Annotated in this window: 13 protein-coding genes; 3 read left to right on the top strand and 10 right to left on the bottom strand. The window is 70.1% G+C overall.

The features are described from left to right. Positions 1-96 precede the first annotated feature (96 nt). A complete protein-coding gene (locus SOM11_RS05765; RefSeq protein ID WP_320477460.1) occupies positions 97-1083 on the bottom strand; it encodes a glycerophosphodiester phosphodiesterase family protein in 987 nt (328 codons plus the stop codon). Positions 1084-1289: 206 nt separating this feature from the next. Between SOM11_RS05765 and SOM11_RS05760 the strand changes: the two genes are divergently transcribed. Further along, complete coding sequence (locus SOM11_RS05760) at positions 1290-2135, top strand: Bax inhibitor-1/YccA family protein (protein WP_192061074.1); 846 nt, start codon at positions 1290-1292, stop codon at positions 2133-2135. Positions 2136-2447: 312 nt separating this feature from the next. On the opposite strand, the gene guaA is transcribed toward SOM11_RS05760, so the two are convergent. The 9 genes from guaA to guaB all read right to left on the bottom strand — a co-directional run bounded on the left by guaA (position 2448) and on the right by guaB (position 13623). Continuing rightward, complete coding sequence (gene guaA / locus SOM11_RS05755; protein ID WP_243214514.1) at positions 2448-4034, bottom strand: glutamine-hydrolyzing GMP synthase; 1587 nt, start codon at positions 4032-4034, stop codon at positions 2448-2450. After that, positions 4031-4495, bottom strand: a complete 465-nt coding sequence (locus SOM11_RS05750) for a DUF3817 domain-containing protein (protein ID WP_192061072.1) — start codon at positions 4493-4495, stop codon at positions 4031-4033. Before SOM11_RS05750 ends, guaA begins: the two co-directional genes overlap by 4 nt. Before the next feature lie 63 nt (positions 4496-4558). After that, positions 4559-5386: an SURF1 family protein gene (locus tag SOM11_RS05745; protein WP_243214512.1), complete on the bottom strand. Its 828-nt coding sequence runs from the start codon at positions 5384-5386 to the stop codon at positions 4559-4561. 59 nt (positions 5387-5445) lie between these two features. Next, on the bottom strand, positions 5446-6978 hold the full coding sequence (locus SOM11_RS05740; protein ID WP_320477459.1) for a cation:proton antiporter: 1533 nt from the start codon (positions 6976-6978) through the stop codon (positions 5446-5448). Between the two features lie 5 nt (positions 6979-6983). Next, the gene (locus tag SOM11_RS05735; RefSeq protein WP_192061069.1) at positions 6984-7514 is read right to left on the bottom strand and encodes a cation:proton antiporter regulatory subunit; all 531 of its coding nucleotides are present in this window, start codon (positions 7512-7514) and stop codon (positions 6984-6986) included. A gap of 190 nt (positions 7515-7704) precedes the next feature. Further along, positions 7705-9564 carry a glycerol-3-phosphate dehydrogenase/oxidase gene (locus tag SOM11_RS05730; protein WP_243215251.1) on the bottom strand — a complete coding sequence of 620 codons (1860 nt, stop codon included), beginning with the start codon at positions 9562-9564 and terminating at the stop codon, positions 7705-7707. Positions 9565-9679: 115 nt separating this feature from the next. Next, positions 9680-10801 carry a GuaB3 family IMP dehydrogenase-related protein gene (locus SOM11_RS05725; protein WP_192061067.1) on the bottom strand — a complete coding sequence of 374 codons (1122 nt, stop codon included), beginning with the start codon at positions 10799-10801 and terminating at the stop codon, positions 9680-9682. Then, positions 10798-11895, bottom strand: a complete 1098-nt coding sequence (locus tag SOM11_RS05720; RefSeq protein ID WP_320477458.1) for a type IV toxin-antitoxin system AbiEi family antitoxin domain-containing protein — start codon at positions 11893-11895, stop codon at positions 10798-10800. Before SOM11_RS05720 ends, SOM11_RS05725 begins: the two co-directional genes overlap by 4 nt. Positions 11896-12120: 225 nt before the next feature. Then, positions 12121-13623, bottom strand: coding sequence for an IMP dehydrogenase (gene guaB / locus SOM11_RS05715; RefSeq protein ID WP_320477457.1), 1503 nt, complete (start codon positions 13621-13623; stop codon positions 12121-12123). Positions 13624-13903: 280 nt separating this feature from the next. Between guaB and SOM11_RS05710 the strand changes: the two genes are divergently transcribed. Together SOM11_RS05710 and SOM11_RS05705 are read left to right on the top strand one after the other, a co-directional pair. After that, positions 13904-15271, top strand: coding sequence for a branched-chain amino acid ABC transporter permease (locus SOM11_RS05710; protein ID WP_243215248.1), 1368 nt, complete (start codon positions 13904-13906; stop codon positions 15269-15271). Positions 15272-15282: 11 nt separating this feature from the next. Beyond that, on the top strand, positions 15283-16269 hold the full coding sequence (locus SOM11_RS05705) for a branched-chain amino acid ABC transporter permease (protein ID WP_192061064.1): 987 nt from the start codon (positions 15283-15285) through the stop codon (positions 16267-16269). The last annotated feature ends 65 nt before the right edge of the window (positions 16270-16334 follow it).

The raw sequence follows: 16334 nt of genomic DNA, 5'->3' as shown, positions 1-16334 counted from the left end.
TCAGTCTAAACGGGGCCACCGACAGTGGGGCCGAGGAGGTGCGGTGCAGGTGGACGGGCACCGCGCCTCCTCGGCTCCCCGGCCTCGGTCCGCCGCTCAGAGCGCGTCGCGGACGGCGATCGCGAGCTCGGGCTGGTCGGCGAAGACCCCGTCGAGACCGAGGGCCATCAGGGCACGGAACTCGTCGGCGTGGTGCCCCTGCGCCGCGCGCCCGCCCGGGCCCCGGTGCGCCTTCGACAGGAAGGCGTTCTCGGCCCGCAGCGTCCACGCGAAGACCTGCAGCCCCGCGGCGTGCGCCCGGTCGACGACCCGCGGGTCGGTCGTCCCGTCGGCGTCGATCAGGGTCGTCTTGTCGAGGCTGATGCCGTGCAGACCGTCGGCGGCGAGGCCCGCGAGCGACGCCTCGTCGAGCTGCTCGGCGTAGGTCGGCGCGGCCGAGCCGAGACTCGCGACGAGGTCGGCCGCCGCCCCGCGCTTCTCGAGCAGGTAGACGTAGCGCGCGCCGACACCCCGGGCCCGCACCTGATCGAGCACGGTCCGCTCGAAGCTCTCGATCGTGAGGCGCTCGTCGCCCGCCCAGCCCGCCGCCCGCAGCTCGTCGGCCACGAGAGCGTCGAGCGGCAGCCCGATCGACTCGAAGTAGGCGGCGTGCTTGATCTCGGCGACCAGCCCGACGGGCCGGTCGGCGGCATCGAGGAGGCGCAGCAGATCGGACAGACGGAGCATGCGTCCCGTCCCGTCGTGCTCGGCGCTGCGCGGACGCAACTCGGGCAGCCGCTCGCGCACGGTCAGGGTCGAGAGCTCGGCCCAGGTGAGATCCTCGGTGAACCAGCCCGTGACGTCGGCGCCCTCGATGCGCTTCGTCGTGCGGCGATCCGCGAACTCGGGGCGGTCGGCGACGTCGGTCGTGCCCGAGATCTCGTTCTCGTGCCGGAGGACGAGCACTCCGTCGCGACTGGCCACGATGTCGGGCTCGATCGCATCGGCTCCGAGCTCGACGGCCAGGCGGTACGCGGCCTCGGAGTGCTCGGGACGGTAGCCGCTGGCTCCGCGGTGGGCGATGACGAGCGGGACGGGGGTCACGCGGCCACGGTAGCGCGCCTCCCTCGACGTCCCGGTCGCTTCCGACCGCCGCCGCGTGAACGGTGCACGAACTGCATGTTCGCTCGGCGCGAATACGGCTCTCATCAGGCGTATCCCCAGCCATCCGAGACAAACCAACCGTTACGGTTGACCAACGGTCGACGAGTCCCTCGGCGGCCGACACGATCACCAAGACAAGGATCCTGATGGCATTCTCGAATCCCGGCTTCAGTCAGTCGCCGGCCTTCTCTGAGAAGGGCGCTGCCGTGATCCGGCAGCAGCAGGCCGGCGCCGCTGCTGGCCAGCGCCCCGTCGAGTACGACGGCATGACCGCCGAGCAGCTGCAGAACCTCTACACGCAGCCCTCGGCCGGCCCGTCGCAGACCGACCGCATGACCTACGAAGACACCATCACGAAGACGCTGCTCGCCTTCGCGGTCGTGCTCGTCGGCGCCGCAGTGGGCTGGTTCGTCCCGGCGCTCGCGATCGTCGGCGCCATCGCCGGCTTCGTGCTCGCGCTGGTCAACATCTTCAAGAAGAAGCCGTCGGCCGGTCTCGTGCTCGCCTACTCGGCCGCCCAGGGTCTCTTCGTCGGTGGCATCTCGGTGATCTTCGAGAACCAGTTCGACGGCATCGTCACCCAGGCGCTGCTCGGCACGGCCGCCGTGTTCACCGTCACCCTGCTGCTCTTCAAGAGCGGCAAGGTGCGTGCGTCGAAGCGCGCCACCAAGATCTTCATGATCGGCATGGTCAGCTACGGCCTCTTCTCGCTGCTCAACCTCGGTCTCATGGCCTTCGGCGCGAACAACAACCCGTGGGGTCTCCGCGGCGGCGAGATCTTCGGCATCCCGATCGGGTTCCTCATCGGCATCGTCGTCATCCTGATGGCCGCGTACTCGCTGGTGCTCGACTTCGACCAGATCAAGACGGGCGTCGAGCGCGGCGCCCCGCGCATCTACGGCTGGTCGGCCGCCTTCGGCATCGTCATGACCGTGATCTGGCTCTACGTCGAGATCCTGCGCATGCTCGCGATCCTGCGGGGCAACGACTAGGCGACACGGCTGCACCCATGGCGGGGCTCGTTCCGAGAGGAACGGGCCCCGCTTTCGCGTGCGTCGTGCGGGTACGCGCGGGGCTCGCGTGTGGCGCTCACCCCCGTGATCGAGTGGTCAGAAGATGTCCTTCCGGGGCCCTCGAAGAGCATCTTCTGACCATTCGAGCAGAGCGGCACGCCCGCCCCGGCACGGGTGGGCCCACGGGGCGGCCCACGGGGGCGACACGGGAGACGCCCCTCACGCGAACGTGAGGGGCGTCTCCGGGCCGGTCGGACGCGACCGGTCAGACCACGAGAGCGACGTCGCGCGTCACTCCCACTCGATGGTGCCCGGCGGCTTCGACGTGACGTCGAGCACGACGCGGTTGACCCCGTCGACCTCGTTCGTGATGCGGTTCGAGATGCGGGCCAGCACGTCGTACGGCAGGCGGGTCCAGTCGGCCGTCATCGCGTCTTCGGACGACACGGGGCGAAGCACGATCGGGTGACCGTAGGTGCGGCCGTCGCCCTGCACGCCCACCGAGCGGACGTCGGCGAGCAGAACCACGGGGCACTGCCAGATCTCGTCGTCCAGGCCGGCGGCGGTCAGCTCGGCGCGGGCGATCGCATCGGCTGCGCGGAGCAGCTCCAGACGCTCGTGCGTCACCTCGCCGACGATGCGGATGCCGAGACCGGGCCCGGGGAACGGCTGGCGACCGACGATGACCTCGGGCAGACCGAGCTCGCGGCCGATGGCGCGGACCTCGTCTTTGAAGAGCGTGCGCAGCGGCTCGACGAGCTCGAACTGCAGGTCTTCGGGGAGGCCGCCGACGTTGTGGTGACTCTTGATGTTGGCCGTACCCGTGCCTCCACCGCTCTCGACCACGTCGGGGTAGAGCGTGCCCTGCACGAGGAACTTGACGTCGGACTCGCCCTCGGCCGCCGCCTCGAGCACGAGCGCCTCGGCCGCGCCCTCGAAGCTGCGGATGAACTCGCGGCCGATGATCTTGCGCTTCTGCTCGGGGTCGGTGACCCCGGCCAGCGCGTCGAGGAACTGCTGCTCGGCGTCGACCGTGACGAGACGCACGCCGGTCGAGGCGACGTAGTCCTCTTCGACCTGACGACGCTCGTCGGCACGGAGCAGACCGTGGTCGACGAACACGCAGATCAGCTGGTCGCCGACGGCCTCGTGCACGATCGCCGCGGCCACGGCCGAGTCGACCCCGCCCGACAGCCCGCAGATGACGCGCGAGGTGCCGACCTGCGCACGGATGCGCTCGACCTGCTCGGCGATGACGTTGCCGCTGTTCCAGTCGGCGGGGATGCCCGCGGCCCGGTGCAGGAAGTTCTCGAGCACGGCCTGACCGAACGACGAGTGCTTGACCTCGGGGTGCCACTGCACGCCGTAGAGCTTGCGGGCGTCGCTGGAGAACGCCGCGACCGGGGTCGAGGCGCTCGAGGCGAGCACGTCGAAGCCCTCGGGGGCCTTCGAGACCGAGTCGCCGTGGCTCATCCACGTGGTCTGCTCGAGCGGCTGACCCGAGAGCAGCGTGCTCTCACCCGGCACGAGGGTGACGTCGGTCGCGCCGTACTCGCGCTGACCGGTCTGCGAGACCTCGCCGCCGAGCGCCTTCGCCATGGCCTGGAACCCGTAGCAGATGCCCAGCACGGGCACGTCGAGGTCGAGGATCGCGGGGTCGAGACCCGGTGCGCCCTCTTCGTACACGCTCGACGGGCCACCGCTCAGGACGATGCCGACGGGGTTCTTCGCCGCGATCTCGGCGGCGGTGATCGTGTGCGGCACGATCTCGGAGTAGACGTTGGCCTCGCGCACGCGTCGGGCGATCAGCTGCGCGTACTGCGCACCGAAGTCGACGACGAGCACGGGGCTCTGGGCGGTCTCGGTGGCTTCTGTCACGCGGATGCTCCCTGGGGCTTCGGGGTGGTCTGATCGGGCCTGGCCGCCTTGTCGGCGACGAGAGCGGCGTGCTCACGCAGCGCCAGCTTGGTCATGTGGCTCTCGACGAAGAACGAGAGCAGGGGCACGACGCCGCCGAGCGCGATGATGAGGAACCGCGAGAACGGCCACCGCATCAGGCTCCAGAGACGGAAGTCGGCGAAGAGGTAGACGACGTAGAGCCAGCCGTGGGCGATGAGGATCGCCGTCGACAGGTTGAACCCGGTCGTGATGGAGCCCTCGGGCACGAGGAACCCGCCCTCGCCGCCGAGCTGCATCTCGAGCTGGAGGGGCGTGTACTTGAACACCATCTCGAAGATGAGCAGCAGGAGCATCACGCCGGTGATGTACGCCGAGACGCGGTAGAACTTGACCGCACCCGGGATCTTCGGGATGTCGCGTTGCCGGGGCTTGGGAGGCATGGCGTCGATTCTACTCGGGGGCGACCGGCCCGAGAGTCGCCGAGGAGGCGCGGGCCGGGTGGGTCAGGAGGTCGCGTCGGCCTCGAGGCGGGCCTCTTCGGCCTCGTCGATCTCGCGCTCGTAGGCGTCGCGCACGAGGCGGAACCAGAGGAAGATCGCGAAGCCGGCGAACACGACCCACTCGATGGCGTAGAAGATGTTGAGCCAGTTCAGCGACACGTCGGAGTCCGGTGCCGGCGAGCTGATCTGCTCGAGCTCGCCCCAGCTGTCGGCCGCCACGACGTAGCCGCCGTAGACCGAGCCGTCGAAGTCGCCCCACTCGTTGACGAGACTCGCGACCGAGACGACCGTCTCGCGGCCGTTCTCGAAGTCGCCGTCGGAGGGAGCCTCGCTCGGCGAGTAGCGACCCGTCAGCGTCAGCTCGGTGCCCACGGGCACGTCGGCCTCGGCCTCGGTCGCGTCGGACTCGTCGGCCGACCAGCCGAGCGCCACCGCCGTCGAGGCCCCGTTCGCGTCGTCGACGAAGCGTCCGATCAGCCAGTAGCCGAGATCGCCGTCGTTGACGCGGTCGGAGACGACGCGGAAGTCGTCGGGCGCGAATTCGCCGGTCACGCTGACCATCTGACCGCCGACCCTGTCGTAGAACGGGGTCTGCGGCTCGGTCACGTCGGACAGCACCTTGACCGTCTCGGTCTCCGGGTTGGCGACCTGACCGCTCTCGATGCTGCGCTCGAGCTGCCAGTGGCCGAGCCAGGCGAAGATGCCGGAGATGACCAGCGACAGCGCGAGCATCGCGATCCAGCGACCGCGACGGGCCACCTGCCACATGCTCTCGGGCAGAGGCGAGCCGTCGGGACCGGTCGTCAGGGGACGTTCGTCGGTGCGGCTCACGAACGGCATCGTACCGTCGGCCGCCGGTGACCCCGCTGGGTGCGCGGGCGCGCGGCGGCTCAGTACTCGGGGTCGCGCTGCCGGGTCGCCCGCTGGTCGGACTGCTGGCCGGCCTGCTCGGCCCAGAGCGCGGCCTCGGCGGCGTCCATCTCGTCGAGGTCGTCGAGGTCGTCGTCGCCGTCCGCCGCGCCGTTCGCGGTGCCGCCGGGGCGACCGGCGGGGCCGCCGGGGCGCCCGGTCGCACCCTCGGCGGCCGTCACCCCGGGGCCGAGGCGCCGCACGCGCTCGGGCTCGGTCTCAGGTGCGCCATCGACCGACTCGGCGGCGTCCGGATCGGCGAGCGCCGCCTCCATCAGGGCTATCTCGTCGGTGCCGCGGGCAGCCTTCTCGCGGCGCCGACGCTCGATCTCCTCGCGCTCGGCGCGCTTGCGCGAGCGGAGCAGGACTCCCCCGATGCGCTCCGAGTTCGACGCGAGGAGCGGACCGACGACGGCCATGACCAGGACGTACAGACCGGCGAACGGCTGCAGGCGTTCGTCGAGGCCCGCCCCCATCGAAAGGGTCGCCAGGATGAGCGCGAACTCGCCGCGGTTCTGCAGGATCGCCGCCGTGTTGATGCCGGCCTGCGGCCCGAGCTTGTTGAGCCACGCGACGAACTGCCCGGCGAGGATGTTGAGGCCGACGGTGATGCCGATCGCGATCGCCACGGGCCCGAGCACCGTCGGGAAGAGCGCGGGGTCGAGCCCGAGCCCGAAGTTCAAGAAGAAGAAGGCGCCGAAGACGTCGCGCATCGGCAGGGCGAACTGCTCGATGCGGTTGCGGTAGCGGGTCGCCCCGGCGATCAGACCGATCAGGAACGCGCCGATGGCGTCGGTGACGCCCAGCACCTCGCCGAGGCCGCCGAACAGCACGGCGAGACCGAAGAACAGCACGGTGAAGAGCTCGTCGTCTTTGGTGCGCATCAGCCGCGAGACGACCTTGCCGCCCCAGCGCGCGATCGAGAACATGATCACCAGGAACGCGAAGGCGACGACGAGCTTGAGGATCACCGGCAGCGGGTCCGTCTCGCCGCTCAGCACCACCGACACCACGGCGAGGTAGATCGCGATGAAGATGTCTTCGACGACCGTCACGCCGAGGATCATCGGCGTCTCGCGGTTCGCCAGCCGGTTGAGCTCGATCAGCAGCTTCGTCACGATCGCGCTCGACGACGTCGCCGTCATGCCGGCGATGATCAGGGCCTCGCGGGTGCCCCAGCCCAGCATGAAGCCGAAGACGAGCCCGACGCCCATGTTGACGAGGATGTAGCTGCCGCCCGAGACGATCAGCCGCCCCGCGTTCGAGAAGAACTCGTCCTGGTCGAACTCGAGACCGAGGTTGAACAGCAGCAGGATCAGCCCGAAGATCGCGATCAGCTCGATGCTGTCGGTCTCGAAGCTGAGCGGGAACCACCCCGTGTTCGTGCTGGCCAGCAGACCGACCAGCATGTACACCGGGATCGACGGGAGGCCGATCAGCTTGCCGGCCCTGCCCAGGATGTACGCGAGCAGCAGGAGGATGCCGAGGACGATCAGCTCTTCACCCAGGTGCACGGGCGTCAGCCCCCGGGAGGAGCGTCGACCGGCGACCGGTGCTTGAGTTCACCCGTGCGGTAGTACGAGAACGCCTTCGCGACCTTCTCAGGGGAACCCGCGACCACGAGCGTGTCGCCGGGGAACACCTTGAAGTCGCCCGACGGCGCGGGGTTGGCGGCGTCGCCGCGCACGACGGCGACGACCGTGAGGCCGACCACGCCCCGGGCGCCGAGATCGCCGAGGGGCTGCCCGGCGATGTGGTCGTCGTAGTCGACCGTGAACCAGTCGATGCTGAGACCCGGGATCTGATCGAGCGCCGAGAGCGACTCGGTGATGCGCGTGCCGCCCAGCAGCTCGGCCAGGGTGTGGGCCTCGTCTTCACTCAGACGGAGGGACACCTTCGTGACGTCGGCCGCGTCGGCCTCGTCGCTGAACGTGATGAGGTCGCTGTGACCCGAGCGGTGCGTGATGACGCCGCACTTGCCGCCGTCGTCCGTGATGAAGGTGTGCAGCACCCCGACGCCGGGGAGCTTGACTCGACGCACGTCAACCATGGTTCGTCTCCAGTGCACTCGGGGGCAGTCGTCTCAGCCTAGCGTCGGGTGACGACGCCGAGGCCGGGCTGCTCACGGTGGGTGCAACGGCATGCCCACGGGGTTTGTTCCCGGGTGACCGAGGAGGCGCGGCGACGGTCGTCCCGTCACCGCGCCTCCTGCAGGCCGGTCGCCCCGCGACCCCCGCGGCTCAGCCTGCGCTGCCGCCGGGGCGGTCGGCGGAGGTGTCGTCGCCGGGGGTGCCGGCGGGCTCGACGACGCTCTCGCCGGGCTCGGGCGCGCCTCCCTGATCGGCACCGGGCACCACCATGTCGTCCTCTTCGAAGCCGAAGGCGATGTCGGGAGCCTCGAGACGGACCCGGTCGGCCGACTCGTCGTCGGGTTCGAGCTGGCTGGCGCGCTCGGCCGCGACCCGCTTGAGGTAGTTCGCGACCTCGGCCTCGGCCTCGTCGTCGCTCCAGCCGAGCACGCCCGCCATCAGCTTGGCGGCGACGGGCGCCGCGGACTCGCCGCGATCCCACGCCTCGATCGAGATGCGGGTGCGGCGCGCGAGGACGTCCTCGAGGTGCAGGGCGCTCTCGTGGCTGGCGGCGTAGACGACCTCGGCGCGGATGTAGTCGTCGGCGCCGGGCAGCGGCTCGGCCAGCGACGGGTCGTCGCGGATGAGGTCGAGTATCTCGTCCGTCGTGGTGCCGTAGCGGTTCAGCAGGTGCTCGATGCGCACCTTGTGGACGCCGAACGCCTTCGCGATCTTGCCGCGCTTGTTCCACGCCGCGTGGTACCCCTCTGCGCCGATCAGCGGGATCTCCATCGTGGTGCTCGACGGGATGCGGCCGTCGAGGGCCGCGACGGCCTCGTCGATGGCGTCTTCGGCCATGACCCGGTAGGTCGTCCACTTGCCGCCGGCCACGACGACGAGGCCCGGCACGGTGTGGGCGACGATGTGCTCGCGCGAGAGCTTCGACGTCTGATCGGACTCGCCGGCCAGCAGCGGTCGCAGCCCGGCGTACACGCCCTCGACGTCGTCTCGGGTGAGCGGCACCGCCATCACCTTGTTGACGTGCTCGAGGATGTAGTCGATGTCGGCCGCCGTCGCCGCGGGGTGCGCCTTGTCGAGATCCCAGTCGGTGTCGGTGGTGCCGACCAGCCAGTGGCGACCCCACGGGATGACGAACAGCACGCTCTTCTCGGTGCGGAAGATCATGCCCATGTCGGAGTGGATGCGGTCGCGGGGCACCACGAGGTGCACGCCCTTCGACGCCCGGACCTTGAACTGGCCCCGCTCGCCGACCATGGCCTGCGTGTCGTCCGTCCAGACGCCGGTCGCGTTGACGACCTGCTTCGCCCGGATCTCGAAGTGCTCGCCCGTCTGGTAGTCGTGCGCCTTGACGCCGACCACGCGCTCGCCCACCTTGACGAACCCCTCGACGCGGATGCGGCTGGCCGCGTGAGCCCCGTAGGCGGACGCCGTGCGGACCAGCGACGAGACGTAGCGCGCGTCGTCGACCTGGGCGTCGTAGTACGTGAGCCCCCCGACGACCGCGTCTTTCGACAGGCTCGGGATCGCCCGCATCACCTGCGTCTTGGTCAGGTGCCGGTGGTGCGGCACCCCGGGCGGGCGCCCGCCCGTCCAGCTGAAGATGTCGTAGAGCGCCATGCCGGCACCGATGTAGAACCGCTCGTAGACGGGCTTGCTCAGCGGGTACAGGAACCGCACCGGCTTGACCAGGTGCGGCGCGAGGCGCTGCAGCAGCAGCCCCCGTTCGATGAGCGCCTCGCGCACGAGCCGGAAGTTCAACTGCTCGAGATAGCGGATGCCGCCGTGGACGAGCTTCGACGAACGACTCGACGTGCCCGAGCCCCAGTCGCGGGCCTCGACGATGCCGACGCTCAGACCCCGGGTGACGGCGTCGAGGGCCGAGCCGGCGCCGACGATGCCGCCGCCGATGACGAGGATGTCGAGCTCTCTGGTCTTCATCACCTCGACGGCTGCCGCCCGTTCGTCGGGGCCGAGCTTCGTCGAGAGCGAAACGGACGCGGACCTGGCCATGCGAGCCTCCATCGTTGGATCGGAACGGGGACGCTCGTCGCGCCCACCCGTCCATCCAACGCCCCCACGGCCGAGCCCGCCATGAGGCGGCGCTCAGCTGGGGACGGGCGACCGGCTAGTGAGGCTGGTAAGGGGCGACGACGACCTCGCTGCGCTGGAACTCCTTGAGGTCGCTGTAGCCGGTCGTCGCCATCGAGCGTCGCAGGGCGCCGATCAGGTTCGCCTGGCCGTCGACCGTCTCGGCGGGGCCGTAGAGGATCTTCTCGAGCGTGCCGACCTGGCCGACGTGCACACGACGTCCCCGGGGCAGCTCGGGGTGGTGCGCCTCGGCGCCCCAGTGGTACCCGCCGCCGGGCACGTCGGTCGCCCGGGCCAGCGCGGCACCGAGCATGACGGCGTCCGCGCCGCAGGCGACGGCCTTGACGATGTCGCCCGAGGTGCCGAGGCCGCCGTCGGCGATGACGTGCACGTAGCGCCCGCCCGACTCGTCGAGGTAGTCGCGGCGCGCCCCGGCGACGTCGGCGACGGCGGTCGCCATCGGCGCGTGGATGCCGAGGGAGGCGCGGGTCGTCGACGCGGCGCCGCCCCCGAACCCGACGAGCACGCCCGCGGCGCCGGTGCGCATCAGGTGCAGCGCCGACGTGTAGGTCGAGGCGCCGCCGACGATCACCGGGACGTCGAGCTCGTAGATGAACTTCTTGAGGTTCAGCGGCTCGGTCGTCTTCGACACGTGCTCGGCGGACACCGTCGTGCCGCGGATGACGAAGACGTCGACACCGGCGTCGACGACCGTCTGGTACAGGTCTTGGGTGCGCTGCGGGCTCAGCGAGCCGGCCACGGTGACCCCCGCGGCGCGGATCTCGGCGAGGCGGGCGGTGACCAGCTCGGGCTTGATCGGCTCGGCGTAGATCTGCTGCATGCGGGCGACCGTCTCGGCCTCCGGCAGGCCGCGGATCTCGGCGAGCACCGCCTCCGGGTCGTCGTAGCGGGTCCAGACGCCCTCGAGGTCGAGGACGCCGAGGCCGCCGAGCTGACCGATGCGGATGGCCGTGGCGGGGCTGACGACCGAGTCCATCGGCGCCGCGATGATGGGCGACTCGAACGTGAACGCGTCGATCGACCAGCTCACCGACACGTCGCGCGGGTCTCGCGTCCGTCGGCTCGGGACGATCGCGATGTCGTCGAATGCGTACGCACGGCGGGCGCGCTTGGATACGCCGATCTCTACCTCAGTCACCGGGCCACCCTACCGGAGGCGCGGCTCGTGCCCCCGGGTCGCTCGCGCCCGGTTCGCTCCCCCGCCGCTGGGCCCCCGTCAGCGGGCGAGTCCGGCGGAAACGGGCCACCGGAGGCGCCCGTCTCGATCGAACTCGCCCGCTTTCGCGCCTTCGACTCGGGTGAGACGCCCGCCCGGGCCAAGACCTCACCGAGGCGGCGGGTGTCGAGAGCCGTCGACCAGCCCCAGCGCGCGAACCCCTGCACCTCGGGCAGGGACCGGATCTCGTCTTCACGATGCTTCTCGTCGATGACGACCTGCTCGACGGTGCGACCGTTCATCACCGCCGGGTCGGTGTACTTGATGCGACCGTCGGATTCTCCGACCGCTCCTGCGTGCGGCCACCAGTTGTCGACGATGGCGACTCTCCGACCCGTCGCGTCGAACAGGGGATGCTGCAGCACGGGGTCGGGCAGCCCGAGCAGCCGGAACCCGACTCGGCTGACCGATTCGAGGGGCCCCGCCGAGAGCGGGGAGGCGAACTGCAGCACGGCGCGGACACGGGTCGCGCCTCGTGCGGTGTCGCGCGACGCGAATTCCTGAGCCAGCTGCTCGAGGGTGACCGCTCCGATGCGCAGCGCGTGATCGGTCATGACGACCGCTCGGAGGAACGACTCGGTCAGGCACACGTCGACCAGGGTCGTCTCGACGGGTGTCACCAGCACGCCATCGATCTGCGGCAGACCCGGCAGGTCGTAGTCGGAGCGGGCGCGCTTGACGAAGCCGTGCTCACGACGACTGCCTCCCGGCGGGGCCACGAGCACATGCACCACCGGCGGCGGCGCCCCCACGAGCGGCAGGCCGTGCAGCACCGCGGCCGAGAGATGACTGACCACGACCCGGGTCCGGCACGCGGCCACCGCGGCGACGACCGTCAGCCGATATCGCTCGTCGACTCCGAGCCGCCGCCACAGAGCGGACTCCACATACGCTCCCCGGCGGACGCCGACGAGTTCGCCACGCCTGCAGGCTCGACGGAGCTCGGCATCGTCGAGCCCGAGAGCAGTGAGGTCGCGACTGAGGATGAGACCCGGGTGACGCGAGGTGAGGAGCATCGCCCCAGGGTGGCGGGCCTACGGGCGGTCGGCCGGTGGTCTCCGTCGCCCTGTGGACGGAGCTGAGTCGCCGGCTCCTGTGCAGGTCGCCTCGCGGGTCCCCTGTGCACATCCCGCGGACAGGCGAACGGGCGAGTCCGGCGGAGGCGGGCGTGGTAACACGACCGGCTCCGCCGGACTCGCCCGTTCTGGGCAGCGCACCGCGCCGCGGCGCGGGGCGGCGGACTAGCGGCGGTAGTTGGGAGCCTCGACGACCATCTGCAGGTCGTGCGGGTGGCTCTCTTTCAGACCGGCCGCCGTGATGCGGACGAACTTGCCCTTCGCCTTCAGCTCGGCGACGGTGCGACCGCCGACGTAGAACATCGACTGGCGCAGGCCGCCGGTCAGCTGGTAGACGACGTTGCCCAGCGCGCCGCGGTAGGGCACCTGGCCCTCGACGCCCTCGGGGATGAGCTTGTCGTCGGAGGGCACGTCGGCCTGGAAGTACCGGTCTTTCGAGTACGACGTGTTCTTGCCGCGGGTCTGCATGGCCCCCAGCGAGCCCATGCCCCGGTAGTTCTTGAACTGCTTGCCGCCGACGAAGACCAGGTCGCCCGGGCTCTCGTCGCAGCCGGCCAGCAGCGAGCCGAGCATCACGGTGTCGGCCCCGGCGACCAGCGCCTTGGCGATGTCGCCCGAGTACTGCAGCCCGCCGTCGGCGATGACCGGCACGCCGACCTCGCGCGCCGCGAGCGACGCCTCGTAGACGGCGGTGACCTGGGGCACGCCGACACCCGAGACGACCCGGGTGGTGCAGATCGAGCCCGGGCCCACGCCGACCTTGATGGCGTCGGCGCCGGCCTCGATGAGGGCCTCGGCGCCCGAGCGCGTCGCGACGTTGCCGCCGATCACGTCGATCGCGGCGAACGACGGATCGGCCTTGATGCGGCGGATCATGTCGAGCTCGCCCGAGCTCTCGCCGTTGGCCGTGTCGACCACGAGCACGTCGACCCCGGCGTCGCGGAGTGCGCAGGCGCGCTCCCAGGCGTCGCCGAAGAAGCCGATCGCGGCTCCGACCCGCAGTCGCCCCTCGTCGTCTTTGGTGGCGTCGGGGTACTTCTCGCTCTTGTCGAAGTCCTTGACGGTGATGAGACCGCGCAGCTTGCCGTCGGCGTCGACCAGCGGCAGCTTCTCGATCTTGTGCTCCGCGAAGATCGCGATGGCCGAGTCGGGATCGACGCCCTCGGGCGCCGTGATGAGCGGTGCCGACGTCATGACGTCGCGCACGAGGGTGGTCTGCATCTCGAACGTCGACACGAAGCGCATGTCGCGGTTGGTGATGATGCCGACCAGCGTGCCGTCGGCCTCGACGACCGGGAGACCGGAGACGCGGAACTGACCGCAGAGGGCGTCGACCTCGGCCACCGTCGCATCCGGGCTGGTCGTCACCGGGTTGGTGATCATGCCCGACTCGCTGCGCTTGACCTTGTCGACGTGCGCCGCCTGATCGACGATCGAGAGGTTGCGGTGGATGATGCCGATGCCGCCCTGGCGTGCCATGGCGATGGCCATGCGCGACTCGGTGACGGTGTCCATGGCGGCCGACAGCAGCGGGACGGCCACGCGGATGCGCTTCGTCAACCGCGACGAGGTGTCGGCCTCGCTCGGGATCACGTCGGTGCGCCCGGGCAGGAGCATGACGTCGTCGTACGTGAGTCCGATGAATCCGAACGGATCCGGCTGGTCCATGAGTGCCCTTCGAAGGAGCGGATGGGGGGCGGTGTGCACCGGATCGCCGTCGAGTGCCGGTAGTCGATGTTAACCCTCGCCGCGCCTCCTGCATTCCGGGGCTCGACGGTCCGAAACGGCCGAGGAGGCGCGAGAAGGTCACAGAACAGCGACGATTTTTCGACTCTTGCCTGTGTCGTGCACGAAACATGGCCGACACACGGCGAAAGTAGCGTCACCAACGACGGTAGCCAGCGGCACCCGGGGCATCGCCCCGACTGGCACCTGTCCAGGAGGTTCCGTGAAACCCGACACGACCATCGCTCCGCCGACACCGTTGCGGCCAGCCCTGTTCGTCACAGTCCTGACGCTGCTGCTCGCACTCGCCGGCGCCTTCCTGTCCGTGATGATCGCGCCCGAGCCCGCCAGGGCCCAGGGCGGGGCGACCGCCTCGTGCACCGTCGACGACGCCACGGCCTGCATCCAGGGCAGCATCCGCACCTCCGAGGGCGAGCCCGCCTCGGGGGTCGTGCTCACCGTGACGGGGCCCGGCGGCTTCGAGGGCACGGCCGAGGTCGACGGCACCGGCCGCTGGGCCCTGCCCGTGACCGAGGGCGGTCAGTACACGGTCGCCCTCGACACCGACTCGCTGCCCGACGGCGAGTTCCTGACGAACGCCGAGCAGGACGAGCGCATGGTCAACGCCACGCTCGGCGCCAACGCCGGCGTCATCTTCCAGCTCAGCGCGACCGAGGGCGCCACCACCGGCGACTCAGCCGCCGCCTTCAACTGGGAGCGCGTCGGTCAGCAGCTCGCCTCGGGCATCCGCCTCGGCCTGCTGCTCGCGCTGGCGGCCATCGGCCTCTCGCTGATCTACGGCACGACCGGGCTCAGCAGCTTCTCGCACGGCGAGCAGGTGACCCTCGGCGGCCTCCTGGCCTACGTCTTCGCGAACCAGCTGGGCATGAACATCTTCCTGGCCGCGATGATCACCGTCGTGATCTGCGCCGCGACCGGGTTCATCCAGGACTGGGCGATCTGGAAGCCCCTCCGACGGCGGGGGTTGAGTCTCACCCAGCTGATGATCGTCACCATCGGCCTCTCGATCGCGCTGCAGTACGCGTTCCAGTACTTCTTCGGCGCCGCGACCGTGCGGATCCAGACGGCGAACCCGTCGACGGTCACCCTGGCGGGCATCACCCTGACGGTGCAGTCGTACGTGGCCATGGGCATCTCGATCGTCGTGCTGGTGCTGACCGGGCTCTTCCTCACGAAGACCCGCACCGGTCGCGCCACCCGCGCCGTGTCCGACAACCCGGCTCTCGCCGCGGCCTCCGGCATCGACGTCGACCGCATCATCCGCCTGGTCTGGACCGTCGCGGCCGCCCTCGCCGGCCTCTCGGGCGTCATGCTCGGGCTCGTGCTGAACGGCGTCAACTGGATGACCGGTCTGCAGATCCTGCTGCTCATGTTCGCCGCGGTGACCCTGGGCGGACTCGGGACGTCGTTCGGCGCCCTCGCCGGCTCGCTCATCATCGGCGTCATCGTCGAGCTGACCAACCTGGTGCTGCCGGGTGACTTCAAGTACGCCACCGCGCTGCTGATCCTGATCGTGATCCTGCTGTTCAGGCCGCAGGGCATCTTCGGTCGCGCCGAGCGGATCGGTTAAGGGGACTACTCATGGACTACGTCATCTCACTGCTCCGTGCCCTCACCGGCGAGGCGCTCGCGCCCACCACGGCGGCCTTCGCCCTCGCGGCCATCGGCCTCAACATCCACTTCGGCTTCACCGGGCTGATCAACATGGGTCAGGCGGCCTTCCTCCTGGTCGGCGCCTACGGCTTCGCCATCTCGCTGACCAGCGGCCTGCCGATCGGGGTGGCCGTGCTGATCGGTCTGCTCTGCGGGGTGATCTTCGCGCTCATCCTCGGCGTGCCGACCCTGAAGCTGAGGGGCGACTACCTCGCCATCGTCACCATCTGCGCGGCGGAGATCATCCGCATGGTCGGCAGATCGAGCATCCTCACCGACGTCACCGGCGGCTCGAACGGCATCACCGGCTCGTCGTACCGCGACGCCTTCACCGCCCTCTCGCCCCTGCCCGACGGTCAGACCACGATCCTGTGGTTCACCTACGACAACAACGGGGTCAGCGGCTGGTGGATCCGCATCGTGGCCTGGGGCCTCGTCGCCCTGCTCTGCGTGATCGTGTTCCTGCTCAGCCGCAGCCCCTGGGGCCGTGTGCTCAAGGGCATCCGCGAAGACGAGGACGCCGTGCGCAGCCTCGGCAAGAACGTCTTCTCGTACAAGATGCAGGCGCTGGTCTTCGGTGGTGTGATCGGCTCGCTCGCCGGGATCATCTACGTGCTGCCCTCGTCGGTGCAGCCCGACGCGCTCGGTCGCTCGACGACCTTCTTCATCTGGACGGCCCTGCTGCTCGGCGGCGCCGCGACGGTGTTCGGGCCGGTGCTCGGCGCGATCCTGTTCTTCGTGGTGCGACTGCTGATCCGCACCCTGGCCGGCGACTTCATCCCCGCGAGCATCATGAGCAACCAACAGGCCGACCAGTTCTCGTACGTGCTCGTCGGCGTCGCCCTCATGTGCCTGATCATCTTCAGGCCACAGGGGATCCTCGGTAACAAGAAGGAGCTGTCGTTCAGTGTCTGAGACAACCACGACCGGTGGCCGCGCACGCAAGGCCGGCTACGACTACGACCGCGACGCCCTCCGCG

Source organism: Frigoribacterium sp. CFBP9029, assembly GCF_034045305.1.
Lineage (GTDB): Bacteria > Actinomycetota > Actinomycetes > Actinomycetales > Microbacteriaceae > Frigoribacterium.
This window is presented reverse-complemented; position numbering and strand designations above follow the sequence as displayed.